Origin of the sequence: Streptomyces sioyaensis (assembly GCF_004122735.1) — a bacterium.
Classification (GTDB): domain Bacteria; phylum Actinomycetota; class Actinomycetes; order Streptomycetales; family Streptomycetaceae; genus Streptomyces; species Streptomyces sioyaensis.
Window position 1 is genome coordinate 45,164 of the sequence record NZ_SDIF01000030.1, and the last position, 21,263, is coordinate 66,426.

The window sequence follows — 21,263 nt, forward strand, 5'->3', positions numbered from 1 at the left end:
TCTCCAAGGCTCTCTTCCGATACGTGCGATGCACGCGTGACATCCGGGACGGTCGTTGCACGCAGCCCCCTTCCTACCGCCGAACGGCTGGCGTCGGCCCCACGATCACGCTCTTTCCGCCCGGAAGGAGTGCCATGTCGGGTATAGGGGCATCGGGCAACTCACCCGAAAGAGTTGCCACCGCGGCGACGTACGGTTTCCGGCCGCTTCGCGCGCGCCTGCCGCCCGGGCCCGGCCGGCGTCCGGCCGGCCGGCGCTCTCGTCTAGGCTGCCACCGTGAAGGTCCTCGTCATCGGCGGCGGCGCCCGCGAACACGCCCTGTGCCGCTCTCTGTCCCTCGACCCCGACGTCACCGCGCTGCACTGCGCTCCCGGCAACGCCGGTATCGCCGAGGTGGCCGAATTGCACGGGGTCAACGCCCTCGACGGCGCCGCCGTCGCCGACCTCGCCGCCGGCCTGCAGGCCGACCTGGTCGTCGTCGGCCCCGAGGCCCCCCTGGTGGCGGGCGTCGCGGACGCCGTACGCGACCGCGGTATCCCGGTGTTCGGCCCGTCGGCCGAGGCCGCCCAGCTGGAGGGCTCCAAGGCCTTCGCCAAGGACGTGATGGCCGCCGCGGCCGTCCCCACCGCCCGCAGCTACGTCTGCACCACCCCGGAAGAGATCGACGAGGCCCTGGACGCCTTCGGGGCGCCGTACGTCGTCAAGGACGACGGTCTGGCGGCCGGCAAGGGCGTGGTGGTCACCGAGGACGTCGAGGCGGCCCGCGCGCACGCCCTGGCCTGCGACCGCGTCGTCATCGAGGAGTTCCTCGACGGCCCCGAGGTCTCCCTCTTCGCGGTCACCGACGGCGAGACCGTCGTCCCGCTCCAGCCCGCCCAGGACTTCAAGCGCGCCTACGACGGCGACGAGGGCCCCAACACCGGCGGCATGGGCGCGTACAGCCCGCTGCCCTGGGCGGACCCCAAGCTGGTCGACGAGGTCATGGCCACCGTCCTCCAGCCCACCGTCGACGAGCTGCGCCACCGCGGCACCCCGTTCTCCGGGCTGCTCTACGCGGGCCTGGCGATCACCTCCCGCGGGGTGCGCGTGATCGAGTTCAACGCGCGCTTCGGCGACCCGGAGACCCAGGTCGTCCTCGCCCGCCTCAAGACCCCGCTCGGCGGGCTGCTCACCGCGGCCGCCACCGGCAACCTCGCCGCCCTGCCGCCGCTGCGCTGGCGCGACGACGCCGCGGTCACGGTCGTCATCGCCTCGCACAACTACCCGGACACCCCGCGTACCGGCGATCCCATCGCGGGCCTGGCCGAGGTCACGGAGCAGGACGCCCCGGAGGCCTACGTCCTGCACGCCGGCACCAAGCGTGACGACTCCGGCGCGGTGCTCAGCGCGGGGGGCCGGGTGCTGTCCGTCACCGCCACCGGTGCCGACCTCACCACCGCCCGGACGCGCGCCTACCGTGCCGTGGACCGGATCCGGCTGGACGGCTCCCAGCACCGCACGGACATCGCCGCCAAGGTCGCGGACGAGGCGGCTCAGGCGCCGGGCGCGTAGCGGGAGCGGGCGCGCGGGGCGTACCCGCTCCGGCCGGCGAGATCTCTTCTGGGGCATATGTCACATACCGTGGCATATGCCCCAGGCTTTGTGGGTGCAGACAGGGCCGAATCGCCCACTGCCCACATCATCCCGGCACCGGTTCCCGGCTTTGCCCAAAGCCATTCCATCGGGTGACCGCCCCCCATATCCCGCTGACGGGGCGCGCACCCCCAACTAGGGTGCCGCGCAAGCGTCCTGCGGTTGTCGTGCCGGAATCCGGCACGGTTGCCGCGGTGGCGTCCGGCAACTGGCTCACCGGCATTGCGATGTCAGTGGCCGGTGCCACAGTGGTGGTGGAGTGCGCACGCGCGCACCACCCGACGCGCACATCTCGTACGTCCGTCCCGTGTTCTCTCCGTCCGGCTCCGTCAGGACAGCAGGGGGTGTACAGGCTCGTGGCAAGTCCGGAAACAGGCGTCCTGGCGGCGCGTGCCCGCGCCCTTGCCGTGCTGCGGATCCGCAGCACGGCAAGGGCGGTGGCGCTGCTGCCCGCCGCGGTGGCCGTGGTGCTGTTCGCCGGCCGGGCGACCGGCCGGCTCGGCGCCGGCTGGGACCTCGCCGGCTGGATCGCCGGCGGTGCCGCCGTGGTCAGCCTGCTGCTGGCCGGGCTGGTCACCGCCGTCGTCGCGCGCGCCCGGCCCGCCCTCAGCCCGTCCGTGCCGATCTCCGAGAAATCGGCCCCCGACCTCTACCGCCTCGTCCGCGATCTCGCCGAGCGCCTGGAGGTCCCCGCGCCCTCGGCCATAGCGCTCACCCCGGACTGCGACAGCTGGCTGGAGGACCGCACCCACCGCGCACACGGCCCGCCCCGCCGCCTCCGCAGACCGGACGGTGCGGCCCGCCGGGCGCCCGAGGCACCCGTCCTGGTCATCGGCTCACCGTTCCTGTGGTGGATGCGGGTCGCCGAGCTTCGCGCGCTGCTGGCGCCCGTCGTCGCAGGCACCGGCCCCTCGGCCCACCCCGACATAGCCGCCGCCCGCCGGTTCATCCGCGGCCTGGACGCCGCCGTCGCGGTCTCGGCCCGCTCCGGGGGCCGGCTGCGCGGTCTGCCGCTGCGCTTCGTGGGCCGGGTGGCGCGGCTGCTGCTGCGCGCCGGCCGCGAGCACGCCATGATCATGGAGCGCGCCGTCGCGGCCGCCGCCTCCGAGCGCGCCCAGAACGTCGACTACGGCCTGCGGATCGTCGCCCAGGAGCAGGTCGGCCTGGCGTACGCGGGCTGGGACCGGCTGCTGACGCGGGTCGCGCTGCCCGCCTGGCGGATGGGCCGCTGGCCGTCGCGGCTGGACGCCGGCGTGGTCTCCGCGCTCACCGAACTCTCCCGCCGCGACCGCCTCGCCGACGGCTTCGCCTCCCGCCTCGGCGAGCGCCCCGCCTGCGACCTGCTGGAGGAGCCCGGCGCCATCGACCGCGCCGCCTCCCTGCTGGCCGCCCGGCTCTTCCACGGCGGCCCCGCCGAGCCGGGGCCCGACTGGTCACCGGTCGGCTGGCAGCAGTATCCGGAAGAGGTCGTGGACCGGAAGTGGCGCCTGGAGGCCGCCCGCCTCCATCGCGTTCTCGACAATCTTCCGACCACCGTGCTTCCCGTGGCCCCGCCCGCGACCGGGGCCGCGGCCCCCGGCCCCGCCGTGCCCCTCACGTACGCCCACACCCCGGCCCATGCGCCCGCGGGCCGCCGCCCGGCGGCGCCCGGACCTGACGGCGGCCCGGCCGTGAGCCCGCCCGCCGACGGCCCGCCGCACACCGAGAGCCTGCCGCGCGCCGAGAGCCCGCCTCCCGCCGACGGCCCGCCGGCCGCACCGGCCCCGGGCCCGACGCTGGCCCGGGTCATCGACCGGCTCGCGCAGGACGAGCGCGCCGGCGACCTGGTGGCCGCCCGGCTGGGTGCCGAGGTCGAGCGGGAGGAGCGCGAGGAGGCGGCCCGCCAGGCCGCCCGCGGCCGCTGCGAGCAGGACGCCGCCATCGGCGTGGCCTGGGGCGACGGCATGGCCGAGGGCGGCCTCCCGCTGTTCCCGCTGCAACCGCCCCGCACCGGCCGCGAACTCCTCGCCGACCACGTCACCGCCATGGTCTGCTGCGCCGCCGTCGACACCGCCGGTGCCACCCCGGGCCTGGACTGGCTCGACGGCCCGGCGCTGCTGGTAGACGGCGCCCGCCGGGCAGACCTCGGCCGCCCGGTGCTCAGCCTGGTCGACGACGGGGATGCCGGGCCGCTCCGCGGCTGGCTGACGACCGTCGGCGTCCGCCCCGAAAAGCCGGTCCGGCTGGTATGACTCAACGGCCGCACCTGCCCGCAACCGCTGCCGCAAGGACGCGCAGCGGGCAGCGAGATCCGGGCCGGTCGTCCGGGGCCGCTCGCCCCACCGGCTGAATGTTCCCTTCCAGTTCGCATTTCGGGGGCAGTGCCCTCTAAATTCACGACGAAGGGTGACGAAGTGAGTGCGTAATGTGATGTGCTGGGGGATGGCCGGCCGGGTCCGCCCAGCCGGGCGCAGCACCGGACCGTCGGCCCGGGCCGACGGGGGATGCGGGAGGGGAGTGGAAGGTGGCGACGGATCAGATCAGGCGCTGGGAATCGGGCGCGCTGGCGCACGCGGTCACGGACCCGTTCGGACAGGGCCCGCTGCCCTGGCTGCGCGGCAGTGAGACGTACTTCGAATCCGGCCGCATCATTCCCTGGTACGTCGACCCCGCCGTTGCCCAGGGCGATCTGCGCGAACCCGCACCCCACAAGCACAACGGCCCGCGCACCGCCGATGACGTCCACCGCCAGATCAAAGGTTTCGCCGGCACCGGCGCGGTGGCTCCCGGGGAGGCCATCGACTTCCGGGTCTCGGTCGATCCGCCCCAGCCGTTCAGCATCGACATCTACCGCATCGGCCACTACGGCGGCACCGGCGCCCACAAGGTCACCACCAGCCCCCGCCTGGCCGGCATCGTCCAGCCGCCCCCGATGGCGGTCGAGCGCACGGTCTCCTGCCACCACTGGTGGCTGTCCTGGCGCCTCCAGGTCCCCACGTACTGGAACCTCGGCGCCTATGTCGCCGTGCTCACCACCGCCGACGGCCGCTACCGCTCCCACATCCCCTTCACGGTCCGCGACAACCAGCCCGCCGACCTCCTTCTGCTGCTGCCCGACATCACCTGGCAGGCCTACAACCTCTACCCGGAGGACGGCCGCACCGGCGCCAGCCTCTACCACGCCTGGGACGAGCAGGGCGCGCTGCTCGGCGAGCGGGACGCCGCCACCACCGTCTCCTTCAACCGCCCCTACGCCGGCGCCGGACTGCCCCTCCATGTCGGCCACGCCTACGACTTCATCCGCTGGGCGGAGCGCTACGGCTACGACCTCGCCTACGCCGACGCCCGTGATCTGCACGCCGGCCGGGTCGACCCGTCCCGCTACCGCGGCCTGGTCTTCCCCGGCCACGACGAATACTGGTCGGTGCCCATGCGCCGCACGGTCGAGAGCGCCCGCGACACCGGCACCTCCCTCGTCTTCCTGTCCGCCAACACCATGTACTGGCAGGTCGAGCTCTCCCCGTCGCCCTCGGGCCCGGATTCGCTGCTCCAGTGCCGCAAGCGGCAGGGCCCGGGCCGTCCCGCGCTCTGGCGCGAGCTGGGCGACCCCGAGCAGCGGCTGATGGGTATTCAGTACGCCGGACGGGTCCCCGAGCCGGCGCCCCTGGTCGTCCGCAACGGCGCGCACTGGCTGTGGGAGGCCACCGGAGCCCATGAGGGCGACGAACTGCCCGGCCTGGTCGCCGGGGAAGCCGACCGCTACTTCCCCCGCACCAGCCTCCCCGACCACAGCGAACGCATCCTGCTCGCCCACTCCCCGTACCGCGACAGCGAAGGCGCCCGCCGCCATCAGGAGACCTCCCTCTACCGCGCCCCCAGCGGCGCCTGGGTCTTCGCCTCCGGCACCTTCGCCTGGTCCCCCGCCCTCGACCGCCCCGGCCATGTAGACCAGCGCATCCAGCGCGCCACCGCCAACCTCCTCGACCGCATCTGCAAACGCGACTGAACCAGGCAGCCCACGCCGGCAGAAACGTTGCCGTACCCCGCAACGCGAGCCCGCACCCTTGTGACCGTCCCTGTGCCGATCCCTCGCCGGGGCATCCGCTCCGGCGGGCGACGATCACCGCCGCCGGGCGCATCCGGCCCCCGCCCGTCAGCACCGCCCCGGGTGAGGGAGAATCGAGGGGATTCCTGGATCAACCTACGCGGAGGAAGCGTGCCCGGTTTTGTAGAAAAGCCTGAGCCGGTGGAGGTCCCCGGGCTCACCCACCTCCACACCGGGAAGGTGCGCGACCTCTACCGCAACGCCGCCGGCGAGCTGGTCATGGTCGCCAGCGACCGCACCTCCGTCTACGACTGGGTGCTGCCCACCGAGATCCCCGACAAGGGCCGCATCCTCACCCAGCTGTCCCTGTGGTGGTTCGAGCAGCTCACCGACCTGGCCCCGAACCATGTCCTGTCCACCGACGTCCCGGCCGGCGCCCCCGCCGACTGGGCGGGCCGCACCCTGGTCTGCAAGTCGCTGGACATGGTCCCCGTCGAGTGCGTGGCCCGCGGCTACCTCACCGGCTCCGGCCTGGCCGAATACCGGCAGACCCGTACGGTCTGCGGCCTGGCCCTCCCCGAGGGTCTCGTCGACGGCTCCGAGCTGCCGGCCCCGATCTTCACCCCGGCCACCAAGGCCGCCGTGGGCGACCACGACGAGAACGTCTCCTACGAGGAGGTCGCCGACCAGGTCGGTGCCGAGGTCGCCGCCGACCTGCGGTCAACGACCCTCGCCGTCTACGGCCGGGCCCGCGACATCGCCCGTGAACGCGGCGTCATCCTGGCCGACACGAAGTTCGAGTTCGGCTTCGACGGGGAGCGGCTGACCCTGGCCGACGAGGTCCTGACGCCCGACTCCTCGCGCTTCTGGCCGGCCGATCTGTGGCAGCCGGGCCGTGCCCAGCCGTCGTTCGACAAGCAGTTCGTCCGCGATTGGCTGACCTCCCCCGCCGCGGACTGGGACCGTACGGGCGAGCTGCCGCCGCCGGCCCTCCCGCCCGAGATCGTCGAGCGCACCCGCGCCAAGTACGCCGAGGCTTACGAACGCCTCACGGGCCTTTCCTGGTCGTAGCTCTTCCCGGCCCGGGCCCCGAGGGCCCGGGCGCACGAAAAGACCCCGGCCGATATCTCTACCGACCGGGGTCTTCCCCTGCTGAGCGGACGACGAGGCTCGAACTCGCGACCTCAACCTTGGCAAGGTTGCGCTCTACCAACTGAGCTACGTCCGCATGCCCCGCACAAGGCTCCTGGAATCAGTCGCCGCCGCGCGGTGCGGAGACCACTATAGCCAACCTCGCCGGCGGGCGAGCCGCGCCGCCGCACGGCAGTTCTCCGCGCCGGGCTTCGCGGCCACTGCCGAGCGGCGCTCCCGAACCGCCCCCGGCGCCGTCGACGCCCACCGGGCGATCTCCGTGACCGGCACCCCGGCCACCGTTGCATCCCCCGGTCCGGCCTCCCGGGCGCCCGGCGACGAGCCCCCAGCGCCCGTCACCAACTCCGGGCCCGCACAACGGCTTCCGGCGCATACGGCGCGGATGATCCCGGCCGGTCACAGCACCGGCACCGTCGTCGGCGCGAAGCCCGCACCGCCGCCTCCAGCGCCCGCTTCGGATGCCCCGGCCGCCCGTGGCTCGTCACGATCACCGCCCGGCAGCCCGACACCTCACTCCGCGGCGATGTGGCCACCGCCACACCACACCGTCCGCACCGTCCGCGCCCGCCTCTGCAGATCCGGCACCGCCACCTCCGGTACGTGCACCCGAGCCCCCTGGCGCACCGTGCCCGCCCTGGCAGCACGGGCAGGAGCGCCGCGGTGCCGGTCAGGATTTCCGATCGGGTCACTCAGCGGTGTGCAGCCGCTGGGACGCCATTTCCGCACGCCGTGCGGCATAGGCATCGGTGAAGGGAGTGGAGGGCAAAGACCAGGACGCCGTGCGGCATCGTTTCGGCCGACAGTCCGGTGCGGGCCAGGTCCATTCCGCCAACTGCCCCTTTCCCGCGAGCGCTCCGGCTACCTGGATAACCGGCGAAGTGTCCGGCGCGGACTTGTCGCGGCCCGGAAGCGCCAACTCGGCCCGCCCCAGGGGCAGCAGACGGGCGCACTCCCGGTTACTGCCGGGTTTTTCGCCGCTGCATTGCCCGTGCGGCGTCCCGTACTTCCCCCGATGTCTTCCCCGGCCCCTTTGAAAACCGGAGGAAATCCCCTTCCCGCCCCGGGAAGCCGAGAGCCTCGCCACCCTGTCGCAGCCGACGGAGAAACCGATCCCACGCCCGGCCTCATGGCCCTGCCGGCCGTTCGAACGGCTCCGGCCGCCGGGCCCGCTCCGCTGCCGCCGGCCGTCCGGGCAGCGGACGGCCGGCGGCATAGCGTCTGCAAACACCGGTGATGTCCATCACATCGCCCCTGGAATGGGCGCTTCCGGCGCCGCTCGCGGGGGTTTTCTCCCCGATGTTCATGCGTCCGGCGTTTCACCGGATCACGGTTCCGGTCCGTGCTGCCTGCCCGTCACCACAGCCGGGGACAAATGTCAGTTGCCCGTGTCGGGAGTGCGGGAAGTGACCGAAGTGCCGGAGCGCCTGAGTGGATCCAGGGAAATGAAGAAGGCCCCGGTCATGATGACCGGGGCCTTCTTATTCTGAGCGGACGACGAGGCTCGAACTCGCGACCTCAACCTTGGCAAGGTTGCGCTCTACCAACTGAGCTACGTCCGCAGGCATCCACTCGGCTTTCACCGAGCGGCGCGACGGCTACTCTACCTGATCCATTGGACCGGTCGAGCCGTCAGAGCGGGTGACAGGGATTGCACACTGCGCCTCCCCCTTGGAAAGGGGGCGCTCTACTACTGAGCTACACCCGCGTGACTCCGTGAGGTCCGGCCTGTCGGCCTCGCCCCTCGGCGTGTTCCAGACTCTAGCTGATCAGTAGGGGTGCTGTGCAAGTCGGCTGTGCCCGGGCCGGGGGACGCCGCTAAGTCGGTTAGTGATTGGCGGCGTTGAAGGCCTCGTACACCTTCTTCGGGATCCGCCCGCGCGGCGGGACGTCCATCTGGTTCGAGCGGGCCCAGGCGCGGACGGCCGCGGGGTCGGGGGTCACCGCGGTGCGGTGGTAGGCCTTGCCGGACTTGGCCCGCTTGCGGCCGGCCTCGACGAACGGAGCGAGGGCGCCGCGCAGTTTCTTCGCATTGGCGGGATTGAGGTCGATCTCGTACGACTTCCCGTCCAATCCGAAGGCGACCGTCTCTGCGGCTTCTCCTCCGTCGATGTCATCGGAGAGCGTTACTACTACGCGCTGCGCCACGGATATCGGTCCTTTCGTGGAGCGACCCCTTGTTGACATGGGGTGATGCTCCGGATCCGGCTGATTGGGATCAATGCTTTTTCATTTGTACAGCGATGGGCATTGCATTGTGAAGCCCAGTTAATTTTGTCAGCGTGTCTTCCCGCAATCCGGACCCCGGATCTTTTCGAGAATTTTTCCTGAGCCGCACTCCTGTCGATACCGGACCGTGATCGGGCCTGCCGCATATCTATGCGCGTAGATTTTCGAACACGGTACTGTGAGGACACCGCCTTACGCACCACACCACCGGGAGTGCCAGTGGCACGCGTCGTAGTCGACGTCATGCTCAAGCCGGAGATCCTCGACCCGCAGGGGCAGGCGGTGCAGCGCGCACTGCCACGCCTGGGCTTCGAGGGGATCGCCGACGTCCGTCAGGGCAAGCGTTTCGAACTTGAGGTGGAGGGTCCGGTCGACGACGCCGCCCTCGCTCGCATCCATGAGATGGCCGAGACCTTCCTCGCCAACACCGTCATCGAAGACTTCACCGTGCGGGTCGACTCATGACCTCGCGGATCGGGGTCATCACCTTCCCCGGCACGCTCGACGACCGCGACACCCAGCGCGCGGTCCGCGTCGCCGGGGCCGAACCGGTGCCGCTGTGGCACCGCGACAAGGACCTCAAGCAGGTCGACGCCGTGGTGCTGCCCGGCGGTTTCTCCTACGGGGACTATCTGCGGGCCGGGGCCATCTCCCGTTTCTCGCCGGTGATGGAGACCGTGATCGCGCAGGCGAAGGCCGGTATGCCGGTCCTCGGTATCTGCAACGGCTTCCAGGTGCTCACCGAGACCCACCTGCTGCCCGGCGCCATGCTGCGCAACAACCATCTGCACTTCATCTGCCGTGATCAGAAGCTGCGGGTGGAGAACGCGGAGACTTCCTGGACCGCGGACTACTCGTCCGGGCAGGAGATCAGCATTCCGCTGAAGAACATCGACGGCCGGTACGTCGCCGACGAGCGGACGCTCGACATGCTGGAGGCCGAGGGCCGGGTCGCCTTCCGCTACCTGGACGGCAACCCCAACGGCTCGCTCCGCGACATCGCCGGCATCACCAATGAGGCGGGCAATGTCGTCGGCCTCATGCCGCACCCCGAGCACGCCGTGGAGCCGCTGATCGGTACGGGCCGTACCGACGGCCTCGGATTCTTCACCTCGATCCTGAAGAAGCTGGTCAACGTATGACTCTCGACACCGTCAAGCACGCAGCCGAGACGCCGGACACCGACCAGCCGTGGGCCGAGCTCGGCCTGAAGCAGGACGAGTACCAGCGCATCCGGGAGATCCTCGGCCGCCGTCCCACCGGCGCCGAACTCGCCATGTACTCGGTCATGTGGTCCGAGCACTGCTCCTACAAGAGCAGCAAGGTCCATCTGAAGCAGTTCGGCGAGAAGGCCCCCGAGAACGACGCACTGCTCGTCGGCATCGGCGAGAACGCCGGTGTCGTCGACGTCGGCCAGGGCTACGCCGTCACGTTCAAGGTGGAGTCCCACAACCACCCCTCGTACATCGAGCCCTACCAGGGCGCGGCCACCGGCGTCGGCGGCATCGTCCGCGACATCCTCGCCATGGGCGCCCGCCCCGTCGCCGTCGTCGACCCGCTGCGGTTCGGCGCCGCCGACCACCCCGATACCAAGCGCGTGCTGCCGGGCGTGGTCGCGGGCATCGGTGGCTACGGCAACTGCCTGGGCCTGCCCAACATCGGCGGCGAGGTCGTCTTCGACGCCTGCTACCAGGGCAACCCGCTGGTCAACGCCGGCTGCATCGGCGTGATGAAGCACGAGGACATCCACCTCGCCAAGGCCTCCGGCACCGGCAACAAGGTCATCCTCTACGGCGCCCGCACCGGCGGCGACGGCATCGGCGGCGTCTCGGTCCTGGCGTCCGAGACCTTCGACGACTCCAAGCCCGCCAAGCGCCCCGCCGTCCAGGTCGGTGACCCCTTCCAGGAGAAGCTGCTCATCGAGTGCACCCTGGAGATCTTCAAGGAGGAGCTGGTCGCCGGTATCCAGGACCTCGGCGGCGCCGGGCTGTCCTGTGCGACCAGCGAGCTGGCCAGCGCCGGCAGCGGCGGTATGCGCGTCGAGCTGGACACCGTCCCGCTGCGTGACTCCTCCCTCTCGCCCGAGGAAATCCTCATGAGCGAGTCGCAGGAGCGGATGTGCGCGATCGTCGAGCCCGGCAAGGTCGACCGCTTCCTGGAGATCTGCGAGAAGTGGGACGTCATCGCCACCGTCATCGGTGAGGTGACCGAGGGCTCGCAGCTGGAGATCTTCTGGCACGGCGAGCAGATCGTGGACGTGCCGCCGCGCACCGTCGCGCACGAGGGCCCGGTCTACCAGCGCCCCTACGCGCGCCCCGACTGGCAGGACGCCCTCCAGGCAGACGACGCCGCCGCGCTGGCCCGCCCGGCGAACGCCGAGGAGCTGCGCGCGCAGGTCCTGAAGCTGGTGGCCTCGCCCAACCAGGCCTCCAAGGCGTGGATCACCGACCAGTACGACCGGTTCGTGCAGGGCAACACCGTCCTGGCGCAGCCGGAGGACTCCGGCATGGTCCGGATCGACGAGGACACCAACCTCGGTGTCGCGCTCGCCACGGACGGCAACGGCCGCTACGCCAAGCTCGACCCGTACGCGGGTGCCCAGCTGGCGCTGGCCGAGGCGTACCGCAACGTCGCCGCGTCCGGGGCCAAGCCGCTGGCGGTCTCCGACTGCCTGAACTTCGGCTCGCCCGAGGACCCGGCGGTGATGTGGCAGTTCGCCGAGGCCACCCGTGGTCTCGCGGACGCCTGCCAGACCCTGGGCACGCCGGTCACCGGCGGCAACGTCTCGCTCTACAACCAGACCGGCGAGGTGGCGATCCACCCGACCCCGGTCGTCGCGGTGCTGGGCGTGATCGACGATGTGAACCGCCGTACGCCGATCGGCTTCGCGGAGGAGGGTCAGCTGCTCTACCTCCTCGGGGACACCCGCGAGGAGCTGGGCGGTTCGGCCTGGTCGCAGGTCGTGCACGAGCACCTCGGCGGTCTGCCGCCGCGGGTCGATCTGGAGCGCGAGCGGCTGCTGGCCGAGGTACTGATCTCCGCCTCCCGCGACGGCATGATCGACGCCGCGCACGACCTCTCCGACGGCGGGCTGATCCAGGCCCTGGTGGAGTCGTGCCTGCGCGGCGGCAAGGGCGCCCGCGTGGTGGTTCCGGACGGTCTGGACCCCTTCGTCCTGCTGTTCTCCGAGTCGGCGGGCCGTGCGGTCGTGGCCGTCCCGCGCAGCGAGGAGCTCCGCTTCACCGACATGTGCGGTGCGCGGGGGCTGCCGGCCACCCGGATCGGTGTGGTCGACGGCGAAGAGATCGACATCCAGGGCCAGTTCAGCATCCCGCTGAGCGAGCTGAAGGAGGCCCACGAGGCGACGATCCCGGGCCTCATCGCCTGAGCCGGAGCCCGGGCGGCGCATCGCGTCCCCACTGACGGTCCCGACGGCCCGTCCCCACTACGGGGAGGGGCCGTCGGCGTTTCCCCGTACCGGCACCGAGGGACCGCTGACGTCATGGCGCACCCGGCCGGCGCCGCGCGCGTGCCGTCCGGCTGCCCGACCTGCCGGTCGCCCGGCACCGAACCCGCCCGGGATCACGAGGGGTTGGACACCCGGTACGGGTGCGTACGCGCCCGCCGCCGGAATCCCGGGGCGACTGTCAGTGGCGCCTCGTAGGGTGACGCACATGCCCCCCGCCGCCCGGAAGCCGCGCCCGCGCCGGTACGACCCGAAGAAGACCCGTGCAGCCGTCACGGCCCAGCTCGCTCACGTCCAGGAGGCCGTAAGCGCGCTGGCGCCCGGCCAATTGGCGCTGCCGACCCGGCTCGGCGACTGGACGGTGCGCGAGCTGGTGGCGCATCTGTCGTTGACGCTCGGCAGCGTGGCGCGCAGCCTGGCGCAGCCGGTTCCGCCGCGGGCGGCGGCCACCCTGCTGGAGTGGCCGTCCGCGGCCGCCCCGCTCGCCTCGGACATCGACGAGCGCACCCGCGCGCTGGCCGCCGCCCACGATCCCGTGGAGCTGCTGGCGCGCACCGCGGCGGAGTTCGCCGAGGTCGTCCTGCCGGAGCCGGACGACCGGCCGCTGCCCTCCCGGCCCGGCGCGATGACGCTGGCCGACATCCTGGTCACCCGCTGTGTCGAACTCGTCGTGCACTCCGACGACCTGGCGGCGGCGACCGGCCGGGAGATCCCCCTCGACCGCCAGGCGCTGGCCGCCACCACCCGCCTGCTGGCCGACGTCCTGGCGGACCGGGCGCCCGGCGGGTCGGTGGAGCTGCGGATTCCGCCGTTCGCCGTGGTGCAGTGCGTGGCGGGCCCCAAGCACACCCGCGGCACCCCGCCGAACGTCGTCGAGACCGACCCGCTGACCTGGATCCGGCTCGCCACCGGCCGTACGTCCTGGGCCGAGGCGCGGGACGCGGCGACCGTCAGCGCCAGCGGCGAGCGGTCCGACATCGGTGGATATCTGCCCCTGCTGAGCTGACGGGGCGGGCTCGGCACCGGACGGGGGTGATGGTCCGGCGCCCGCAGCGGCGGCGGCCGCGGGGCGTCGCGCATCTCACACGGAGCGGGCCGCGCCCCCGCGGCCGCGTGATCCACCCGGCCGTCGCTCCGCGTCCCGCGCCCCGGCCGGGCACCAGGTGAGCCAAGGGATCCGGGGGGCGCCGGGGCGGCGGGCCGCCCCCTGCGAGGCGTGGGCACGTCAAGGCGGGCGGCCCCTGGTTCATGCACTCGTCCAGATCCCGAGCCATCCCCGGTTCGGATGAATCCGCGACCTGCCCTAGACTCGGTGCCGTGCCACGTGGTGACGGACGACTCAGCCACGACCTGCTCCCCGGTGAGAAGGGCCCCCAGGACGCTTGCGGCGTCTTCGGTGTCTGGGCTCCGGGTGAAGAGGTCGCCAAACTCACCTATTTCGGGCTGTATGCGCTGCAGCACCGTGGACAGGAGTCCGCGGGCATCGCGGTGAGCAACGGCTCCCAGATCCTCGTTTTCAAGGACATGGGCCTGGTTTCCCAGGTCTTCGACGAGACTTCGCTCGGCTCCCTCCAGGGCCACATCGCCGTGGGCCATGCCCGCTACTCCACCACCGGTGCCTCGGTGTGGGAGAACGCCCAGCCGACGTTCCGTGCCACCGCGCACGGCTCCATCGCGCTCGGCCACAACGGCAACCTGGTCAACACCGCCGAGCTGGCGGACCTTGTCGCCGCGCTGCCCCGTGAGGGCGGCCGGGCGACGCAGGTCGCGGCCACCAACGACACCGACCTGGTGACGGCCCTGCTGGCCGGCCAGGTCGGCGAGGACGGCAAGCCGCTGACCGTCGAGGAGGCCGCCCCGCGCGTCCTGCCGAAGGTCATGGGCGCCTTCTCGCTCTGCTTCATGGACGAGCACACGCTCTACGCCGCCCGCGACCCGCAGGGCATCCGCCCGCTGGTCCTGGGCCGCCTGGAGCGCGGCTGGGTGGTGGCCTCGGAGACCGCCGCCCTGGACATCTGCGGCGCCAGCTTCATCCGCGAGATCGAGCCCGGCGAGATGGTCGCCATCGACGAGAACGGCCTGCGCAGCAGCCGCTTCGCCGAGGCCCGCCCCAAGGGCTGTGTCTTCGAGTACGTCTACCTCGCCCGCCCGGACACCGACATCGCCGGCCGCAACGTGTACCTCTCCCGGGTGGAGATGGGCCGCAAGCTCGCCGCCGAGGCACCCGCCGACGCCGACCTGGTGATAGCGACTCCGGAGTCCGGCACCCCGGCCGCCGTCGGGTACGCCGAGGCCAGCGGCATCCCCTACGGCTCGGGCCTGGTCAAGAACTCCTACGTCGGCCGGACCTTCATCCAGCCCTCGCAGACCATCCGCCAGCTCGGCATCCGCCTCAAGCTCAACCCCCTCAAGGAAGTCATCCGCGGCAAGCGCCTGGTGGTCGTCGACGACTCGATCGTCCGCGGCAACACCCAGCGCGCGCTCGTACGGATGCTCCGCGAGGCCGGCGCGGCCGAGGTCCACATCCGGATCTCCTCCCCGCCGATCAAGTGGCCGTGCTTCTTCGGCATCGACTTCGCCACCCGCGCCGAGCTGATCGCCAACGGGCTGTCGGTCGAGGAGATCGGCAAGTCCCTGGGCGCCGACTCCCTCGCGTACATCTCCATCGACGGCATGATCGAGGCGACCACGATCGCCAAGCCGAATCTGTGCCGCGCCTGCTTCGACGGCGAGTACCCGATGGAGCTGCCCGACCCGGATCTGCTGGGCAAGCACCTCCTGGAATCGGAGACCGCGAGCCGGACGAAGTCCGATGTGGACGGCGTCCAGACGCTCACCGCCGGGGTCGGCGGCGCCGACGCGCTGCGTCGCCCGTAGAGCTCGTCCACACACGACAGGAAAGTTCTCAGCCATGTCCGCTGAATCCTCCGGTGCCAGCTACGCAGCCGCGGGCGTCGACATCGAAGCCGGCGATCGCGCCGTGGACCTCATGAAGGAGTGGGTGAAGAAGGCCACCCGCCCCGAGGTCGTCGGCGGCCTGGGCGGTTTCGCCGGCCTCTTCGACGCCTCCGTCCTGAAGCGGTACGAGCGCCCGCTGCTCGCCTCGGCGACCGACGGCGTCGGCACCAAGGTCGACATCGCCCGCAAGATGGGCGTCTACGACAGCATCGGCCACGACCTCGTCGGCATGGTCGTCGACGACCTGGTCGTCTGCGGCGCCGAACCGCTGTTCATGACCGACTACATCTGCGTCGGCAAGGTCTACCCCGAGCGGGTCGCCGCGATCGTCAAGGGCATCGCCGAGGGCTGTGTGCTCGCCGGCTGCGCGCTGGTCGGCGGCGAGACCGCGGAGCACCCGGGGCTGCTGGGTGCGGACGAGTTCGATGTCGCCGGCGCCGGCACGGGCGTCGTCGAGGCCGACCGGGTCCTGGGCGCGGATCGCATCCGTACGGGCGACGCGGTGATCGCCATGGCGTCCTCCGGGCTTCACTCGAACGGGTACTCGCTGGTCCGCCACGTCCTGTTCGACCGAGCGGGAATGCCCCTGGACCGGGAGATCCCGGAGTTCGGCCGCACGCTCGGCGAGGAGCTCCTGGAGCCCACCAAGATCTACTCGCTGGACTGTCTGGCGCTGACCCGCACGACCGAGGTGCACGCCTTCTCGCACATCACCGGCGGCGGCCTCGCCAACAACCTCGCCCGCGTGATCCCGGACGGTCTGCACGCCACGGTCGACCGCGGCACCTGGACGCCGGGCCCGGTCTTCGACCTGGTCGGCTCGGCCGGTGCGGTCGAGCGCCTGGAGCTGGAGAAGACCCTGAACATGGGCGTCGGCATGATCGCCGTCGTCCCGCAGGAGTCGGTGCAGGCCGCCCTGACCACGCTCGCCGACCGCGGGGTGGACGCCTGGGTCAGCGGCGAGATCGTCGACCGCGGTGACCACGCAGAAGCAGTGACCTTGACCGGTGACTACGCGAGCTGAGCAGCCCGACCGGGCCGGCGCCCGCACCGGCAACCACCGGTGCGGCGCCCGCACCCGTCGTCATACGGTGCGCAGCGGACGTCCCACCCGCCGTCATCCGGGCAGCACAGAACCCGGTCCGGGCAATGCCCAGGACCGGGTCCGCGATGCTGTAGCGGGTGCCGCGAGCGCAGAGCGTCAGGCGCGCCGACGCTGCTCGGACGAGTCGCCCTCGTCCTCATCGTCGTCGTTGTACAGCTCTGCGTACCGTGCGTACGGGTCGTCGTCCTCGTCATCCTCGAACGGCTCTGCGTTCGGAGGCTGCTGGTTCGACGGTGATGCACCCAGCTCGTCGGCCAGTCGTGAGAGATCCGTCCCACCGCTGCTGTACTTCAGCTGGCGGGCGACCTTTGTCTGCTTGGCCTTGGCCCGGCCGCGCCCCATGGGTCGACCCCCTCAATGACGGGGCTCGATGGCCCCAGAGTCTTGACACGCGTTCATGGATCAGAGCGGGCTCTCGACAGAGAGACCGGCCCGTAGGGCTTTAACGGTACCTGCTTCCGCGGCCATACGGTACGTCGCCCGCATCACCCGCCGCTCGGCACGACCTGCAAGGCGCCCCGTCCCCGCTGGTCAACTGCGATTTTAACCTGTCCTGTCCGGCGACCCGCCGACGGGTGGTGAGGGATGTCTCCCCCGACCGCCCGCGGCGGGCCGCGCAAGGCTGTCTTTCCGGCCGTCCCGGCCGTTCCTGCTCGGTCAGGCGCGCCGCCGCGCCTCCGCCATCCGCTGCTCGGCCAGACGGTCGGCGGCCGCGGCGGGCGGAATGCCGTCGGCCTTCGCACGCGCGAATATCGCGAGCGTGGTGTCGAAAATCTTCGCCGCCTTGGTCTTGCAGCGGTCGAAGTCGAAGCCGTGCAGCTCGTCGGCCACCTGGATGACGCCGCCGGAGTTCACGACGTAATCGGGGGCGTAGAGGATGCCGCGGTCGGACAGGTCCTTCTCGACGCCGGGGTGCGCGAGCTGGTTGTTGGCGGCACCGCACACCACCGTCGCGGTCAGCACCGGCACCGACTCATCGCTGAGCGCACCGCCCAGCGCGCACGGCGCATAGACGTCCAGCCCCTCGGTGCGGATCAGTTCCACGGTGTCGGCGACGGCGGTGACCTGCGGATGCGCGGCGCGCACCCGGTCGACGCAGTCGCTGCGCACGTCCGTGATCACGACCTCGGCACCGTCCTGGAGGAGGTGCTCCACCAGGAGGTGGCCGACCTTGCCGACGCCCGCGATGCCCACCTTGCGGCCGCGCAGCGTCGGATCGCCCCAGGCGTGCTGGGCCGAGGCGCGCATGCCCTGGAAGACGCCGTAGGCGGTCAGGACGGAGGAGTCGCCGGCGCCGCCGTTGGCGGGGGAGCGGCCGGTGGTCCACTTGTTCGTCCGGGCCACGACGTCCATGTCGGCGACGTAGGTGCCGACGTCGCAGGCCGTGACGTAGCGGCCCCCGAGGGAGGCCACGAACCGGCCGTAGGCGAGCAGGAGTTCCTCGGTCTTGACCAGATCGGGGTCACCGATGATCACGGCCTTGCCGCCGCCGTGGTCCAGCCCGGCGAGGGCGTTCTTGTAGGACATGCCGCGCGACAGGTTGAGGGCGTCCAGCACGGCCTCCTCCTCGGAGGCGTAGGCATGGAAGCGGGTGCCGCCGAGGGCGGGGCCCAGAGCGGTGCTGTGGATGGCGATCACGGCTTTGAGGCCGCTGGCGCGGTCCTGGCAGAGAACGACCTGCTCATGGCCCCCCTGCTCCGTTCGGAACAGGGTGTGCAGAACGCCGCCGTCGGTGCCGGCGGGGGCCGGACGTACGTCAGTCACTGTGGTGACTCCCATAGGTCGCGAGGGATGCCCTCGTGGGGGTGGAGAGGGCCGGTTGACAAGAGCGTAAGACCTGCCGGGCCGGTTGATCCGTCGGGTGCCGAGGATCACCCTCTCCCGGGGGACGGGCGTGGGACGATCTGGTCGTATCGCAGGCCGGCGGGGGCCTTCGGGAGCTCCCGGCGGCGGACTCCCCCTTTGAAGGAGCGGGCGTGGCCCTGGCGTCGTCGGTGAAGGTCCCGTACATGGCATATCTACGGGTCTATGAGCCGCTGGCTGCATTCCCCGAGCCGGAACGCTCCCACTGGGCGCGCTATGCCAAGCGGGAGGACACCCCGACCGCCCAGGACGAGCAGCGCCGGGCACTGGCCGATCTGCTGCCGACCCCGCCGGTGCCGGTGCCGGTCCACGAGAGCGCGGACGCCTTCGTCGCCGTCGTGGACGAGGTGACGTGCGTGTGCCCGTGGCGCACCCGGCTGCGTGGCTGGCAGGCCCTGGAGGAGCTGACCGAGCTGTTGCCGGCGTCGGTGCTGGATGCTGCGCTGCCCCCGGTGGTCCGGCTCCAGGCGGCCACCGACTACGAGCGGTGGCGCGAGCGCAACCCGGACGCCCGGCCCTGGATCCGCGGGGCGACCTGGCACGTCCCGGTCCGCTGGTTCGTGCTCTTCGACGACGGCGAGCGGGAGTACGCGAAGAGTGACCAGGCGCCTGTGATGCGTTACCGGACGCCGATGGTGCAGGCCAGACGCCGGGTCGCGCGGGCGCTGCGTACGCTGCGGGACGCGCTGGAAGAGGGGCCGCTGATCGAGGGCCTGGTAGATGTGGGGCGCTGGCTCGAAGAGTTCCACCCGCGTTCGCTCGTGGAGCTGGACTACGGAGGGCTGGTGCACGCGGTGCCCGAGGGGCAGCTCGCCGAGGACCGTTCCGCCGCCGAGGTGGCGGAGGGGCTGGCGGCGTTGCGCGACGGGGACGGTGAGCGGGCCGGTGCCGCGTACGAGAAACTCTCTCAGCGGTGGCGGGCGGTGCGCGAGCGGCAGTTCTCCAGCTGAGGGCCGGCGGACGTCCAGAGGTTCACGGTGCGGAAGCGCTGCGTACGCTTTCCGGTGGTGGGGCGGTAAAGGACGTAGGTCCTTATCCGGGCGATTGCCGCAAGCGTGACCTAAAGCACTGACTTCGGGTCTTGCTCCCAAGCCATACCCTCGTGCCAAAATAGGACAAGGAGCCCGACCTGGGCTCCTTCCGTCCAACTAAGGGCGGATAGATCGGTATTGCGTTCCTTGAGGGGTCTCGTGGCGGCTGAGCACGTTGTGACTGATCGTCACGGTCGTGTGACTGTCCGCTATGGCACGGTCCATCGGCATCCGCCGAGGTTGAACACCTGAGAGGGCAATTCCATCGGTTTGGCCGACGTGGCTGGACAGATGGTGTAGTTGTAGTGCCGAGGACAAGCCGTTCGTCCTATAACCGACTCGGCCCGCGTCCGCCATTTCGGGCAACGTGGGTCAAGGTGCAGAATTTAGAGGAAAGAACCGTGATGGTTCGGTTCTCCCGAGGAGGCCGCTCATGACCGCTCGCACCCCTGACGCCGAGCCGCTGCTTACCCCCGCCGAGGTCGCCACGATGTTCCGTGTGGACCCGAAGACGGTGACCCGCTGGGCCAAGGCAGGCAAGCTCACGTCCATCCGTACGCTCGGTGGACACCGGCGTTACCGCGAGGCTGAGGTCCGCGCACTGCTCGCGGGCATTCCGCAGCAGCGCAGCGAGGCCTGAATAACCGCATAACCAGGTCGTTTTCGGGGCCCCCAACCCGAAAATGCCTACTTTGCACCACCACGCTTCACATAGCTCCATATGACGCGGCGCCTGCCCCAACGGGCCCCACACCCGCTCCACCTGGGTACGTCATCGATCGCGCTGGACTCCGCCGGGTCCAGCGCGATTTTTTTGCCTGCGCCCGCTCCAGGGCCCGTCAGGGCGCTCGGGCCAGCCTGGCGCCGGCGCCCTCCCGGATGCCGGTCAGGGTGCCTTCGCGGGTCCTGTGAGGGCCTTTCCGTGCGGACTTGGCGTCCCCGTTCCGGACCCGTTCCCGGGTGGTGCAATTGCATATATTAAATTGACTGGTTGTAGGGCGGTGGTAAGTTCCGCATCTCGCCAAACTTGTTCGGTGACACCCGTCACACTACGCGGCGCTTGAAGGCGATACGTCCGCTGCGATAGAGAACGGCACCCGCCACGCTTCACAGCCTGTCAGTGCGCGGCCGCTGAGGCGCGCGGCAATTGGTCACCGGGCCGCGGGACTTTCGTCCTCGGCTGCCGGCGGCTCGCACGGGGCCGGGGACGGTTCGGGGGCGGACCCGGGCGCCGGAGGCCCGGAGCGGCCCGTGTGCGGCTCCATGGCGAGCCGTAGCAGCTGGTGGCAGATGGGGCAGTGCCGCGTCAGATGGCGGTAGCCCGTGGCGGCTGCCAGGTGGGCCCGCAGCAGCGCCCTGGTCTCGTGCCGTACCGCTGTGCTCATCACAGACCCCTCCCTGCCCCGCACCCTTCCTCCGTGGGTACCGGCGGTACGTGCCGCCGTCAATACAGCGGGCCGCAAACCGGCTACGGAGCGCATCGGGCGGGGGGGAGGGAGCGGAGGCAGTACTACGGCTCGTGTCCCGGGAGAGGTGGACGGAGGTACGGCCCGCGGTCCGAAGGGTGCGGGGGCCGGACGGCGACGCGGGCCGCGGAGGGGGCTCCTGACGGAATGTGCTGTGTCCGAGGGCGGTCGGCGCGACGGGGCCCGCGGTCGGGGCCGGACAGCAGAACGGCCCGCACCGGAGAGGTGCGGGCCGTCAAAATGCGGTCCTGACGGGATTTGAACCCGCGGCCTCCACCTTGACAGGGTGGCGAGCACTCCAAACTGCTCCACAGGACCTTGCGTGTGCTTTCCGCTTGCG

The 21,263-nt window shown here is 71.3% G+C and carries 16 protein-coding genes and 4 tRNA genes; 12 read left to right on the plus strand and 8 right to left on the minus strand.

Annotation, left to right across the window (positions count from 1 at the left end):
- Positions 1-276: 276 nt before the first annotated feature.
- The 4 genes from purD (at position 277) to EST54_RS13590 (ending at position 6,727) form a co-directional block, all read left to right on the plus strand.
- Complete coding sequence (gene purD / locus EST54_RS13575; RefSeq protein WP_129247858.1) at positions 277-1,551, plus strand: phosphoribosylamine--glycine ligase; 1,275 nt, start codon at positions 277-279, stop codon at positions 1,549-1,551.
- A gap of 437 nt (positions 1,552-1,988) precedes the next feature.
- The gene (locus EST54_RS13580; RefSeq protein WP_244942509.1) at positions 1,989-3,863 is read left to right on the plus strand and encodes a hypothetical protein; all 1,875 of its coding nucleotides are present in this window, start codon (positions 1,989-1,991) and stop codon (positions 3,861-3,863) included.
- A 272-nt stretch (positions 3,864-4,135) separates the two neighbouring features.
- Positions 4,136-5,617 (plus strand): N,N-dimethylformamidase beta subunit family domain-containing protein, encoded by a 1,482-nt coding sequence (locus EST54_RS13585; RefSeq protein ID WP_129247859.1) that lies wholly within the window; start codon positions 4,136-4,138, stop codon positions 5,615-5,617.
- Between the two features lie 210 nt (positions 5,618-5,827).
- The gene (locus EST54_RS13590; protein WP_129247860.1) at positions 5,828-6,727 is read left to right on the plus strand and encodes a phosphoribosylaminoimidazolesuccinocarboxamide synthase; all 900 of its coding nucleotides are present in this window, start codon (positions 5,828-5,830) and stop codon (positions 6,725-6,727) included.
- Positions 6,728-6,811: 84 nt separating this feature from the next.
- Here EST54_RS13590 and EST54_RS13595 read toward each other — a convergent pair.
- From EST54_RS13595 to EST54_RS13610, 4 genes are all read right to left on the minus strand, one after another.
- Positions 6,812-6,884 (minus strand) — tRNA-Gly (locus EST54_RS13595).
- A 1,410-nt stretch (positions 6,885-8,294) separates the two neighbouring features.
- Positions 8,295-8,367, minus strand: a tRNA-Gly gene (locus EST54_RS13600).
- A 74-nt stretch (positions 8,368-8,441) separates the two neighbouring features.
- Positions 8,442-8,513 (minus strand) — tRNA-Gly (locus EST54_RS13605).
- Between the two features lie 119 nt (positions 8,514-8,632).
- A complete protein-coding gene (locus EST54_RS13610; RefSeq protein ID WP_026170169.1) occupies positions 8,633-8,953 on the minus strand; it encodes a histone-like nucleoid-structuring protein Lsr2 in 321 nt (106 codons plus the stop codon).
- A gap of 300 nt (positions 8,954-9,253) precedes the next feature.
- On the opposite strand from EST54_RS13610, the gene purS reads away from it, so the two are divergent.
- The 6 genes from purS (at position 9,254) to purM (ending at position 16,482) form a co-directional block, all read left to right on the plus strand.
- Positions 9,254-9,499 (plus strand): phosphoribosylformylglycinamidine synthase subunit PurS, encoded by a 246-nt coding sequence (purS, locus tag EST54_RS13615; RefSeq protein WP_006604673.1) that lies wholly within the window; start codon positions 9,254-9,256, stop codon positions 9,497-9,499.
- Positions 9,496-10,176 (plus strand): phosphoribosylformylglycinamidine synthase subunit PurQ, encoded by a 681-nt coding sequence (gene purQ / locus EST54_RS13620; protein WP_129247861.1) that lies wholly within the window; start codon positions 9,496-9,498, stop codon positions 10,174-10,176. Before purS ends, purQ begins: the two co-directional genes overlap by 4 nt.
- The gene (gene purL, locus EST54_RS13625; protein ID WP_129247862.1) at positions 10,173-12,422 is read left to right on the plus strand and encodes a phosphoribosylformylglycinamidine synthase subunit PurL; all 2,250 of its coding nucleotides are present in this window, start codon (positions 10,173-10,175) and stop codon (positions 12,420-12,422) included. The genes purQ and purL overlap by 4 nt, the downstream gene beginning before the upstream one ends.
- A 286-nt stretch (positions 12,423-12,708) precedes the next feature.
- A complete protein-coding gene (locus EST54_RS13630; protein ID WP_129247863.1) occupies positions 12,709-13,506 on the plus strand; it encodes a maleylpyruvate isomerase family mycothiol-dependent enzyme in 798 nt (265 codons plus the stop codon).
- Positions 13,507-13,817: 311 nt separating this feature from the next.
- Positions 13,818-15,377: an amidophosphoribosyltransferase gene (gene purF / locus EST54_RS13635; protein WP_129247864.1), complete on the plus strand. Its 1,560-nt coding sequence runs from the start codon at positions 13,818-13,820 to the stop codon at positions 15,375-15,377.
- Positions 15,378-15,411: 34 nt separating this feature from the next.
- On the plus strand, positions 15,412-16,482 hold the full coding sequence (purM, locus tag EST54_RS13640) for a phosphoribosylformylglycinamidine cyclo-ligase (protein WP_129247865.1): 1,071 nt from the start codon (positions 15,412-15,414) through the stop codon (positions 16,480-16,482).
- Between the two features lie 177 nt (positions 16,483-16,659).
- On the opposite strand, the gene EST54_RS13645 is transcribed toward purM, so the two are convergent.
- Both EST54_RS13645 and EST54_RS13650 read right to left on the minus strand, forming a co-directional pair.
- Positions 16,660-16,905, minus strand: coding sequence for a DUF3073 domain-containing protein (locus EST54_RS13645; RefSeq protein WP_129247866.1), 246 nt, complete (start codon positions 16,903-16,905; stop codon positions 16,660-16,662).
- Positions 16,906-17,220: 315 nt separating this feature from the next.
- On the minus strand, positions 17,221-18,342 hold the full coding sequence (locus tag EST54_RS13650; protein WP_129247867.1) for a Leu/Phe/Val dehydrogenase: 1,122 nt from the start codon (positions 18,340-18,342) through the stop codon (positions 17,221-17,223).
- A gap of 197 nt (positions 18,343-18,539) precedes the next feature.
- Between EST54_RS13650 and EST54_RS13655 the strand changes: the two genes are divergently transcribed.
- Both EST54_RS13655 and bldC read left to right on the plus strand, forming a co-directional pair.
- Positions 18,540-19,376, plus strand: a complete 837-nt coding sequence (locus EST54_RS13655; protein WP_129247868.1) for a hypothetical protein — start codon at positions 18,540-18,542, stop codon at positions 19,374-19,376.
- A 514-nt stretch (positions 19,377-19,890) separates the two neighbouring features.
- On the plus strand, positions 19,891-20,097 hold the full coding sequence (gene bldC / locus EST54_RS13660) for a developmental transcriptional regulator BldC (protein ID WP_003949541.1): 207 nt from the start codon (positions 19,891-19,893) through the stop codon (positions 20,095-20,097).
- A gap of 511 nt (positions 20,098-20,608) precedes the next feature.
- On the opposite strand, the gene EST54_RS13665 is transcribed toward bldC, so the two are convergent.
- Together EST54_RS13665 and EST54_RS13670 are read right to left on the minus strand one after the other, a co-directional pair.
- A complete protein-coding gene (locus tag EST54_RS13665; protein WP_129247869.1) occupies positions 20,609-20,842 on the minus strand; it encodes a DUF6274 family protein in 234 nt (77 codons plus the stop codon).
- 324 nt (positions 20,843-21,166) lie between these two features.
- Positions 21,167-21,241, minus strand: a tRNA-Asp gene (locus tag EST54_RS13670).
- Between the last annotated feature and the right edge of the window lie 22 nt (positions 21,242-21,263).

Bases quoted from the DNA above. Each gene is read 5' to 3' on its own strand.
- purQ (WP_129247861.1), top strand. From the start codon at position 9,496: ATGACCTCGCGGATCGGGGTCATCACCTTCCCCGGCACGCTCGACGAC.
- purL (WP_129247862.1), top strand. From the start codon at position 10,173: ATGACTCTCGACACCGTCAAGCACGCAGCCGAGACGCCGGACACCGAC.
- EST54_RS13630 (WP_129247863.1), top strand. From the start codon at position 12,709: ATGCCCCCCGCCGCCCGGAAGCCGCGCCCGCGCCGGTACGACCCGAAG.
- purM (WP_129247865.1), top strand. From the start codon at position 15,412: ATGTCCGCTGAATCCTCCGGTGCCAGCTACGCAGCCGCGGGCGTCGAC.
- EST54_RS13645 (WP_129247866.1), bottom strand. From the start codon at position 16,905: ATGGGGCGCGGCCGGGCCAAGGCCAAGCAGACAAAGGTCGCCCGCCAG.
- EST54_RS13650 (WP_129247867.1), bottom strand. From the start codon at position 18,342: ATGGGAGTCACCACAGTGACTGACGTACGTCCGGCCCCCGCCGGCACC.
- bldC (WP_003949541.1), top strand. From the start codon at position 19,891: ATGACCGCTCGCACCCCTGACGCCGAGCCGCTGCTTACCCCCGCCGAG.
- EST54_RS13665 (WP_129247869.1), bottom strand. From the start codon at position 20,842: ATGAGCACAGCGGTACGGCACGAGACCAGGGCGCTGCTGCGGGCCCAC.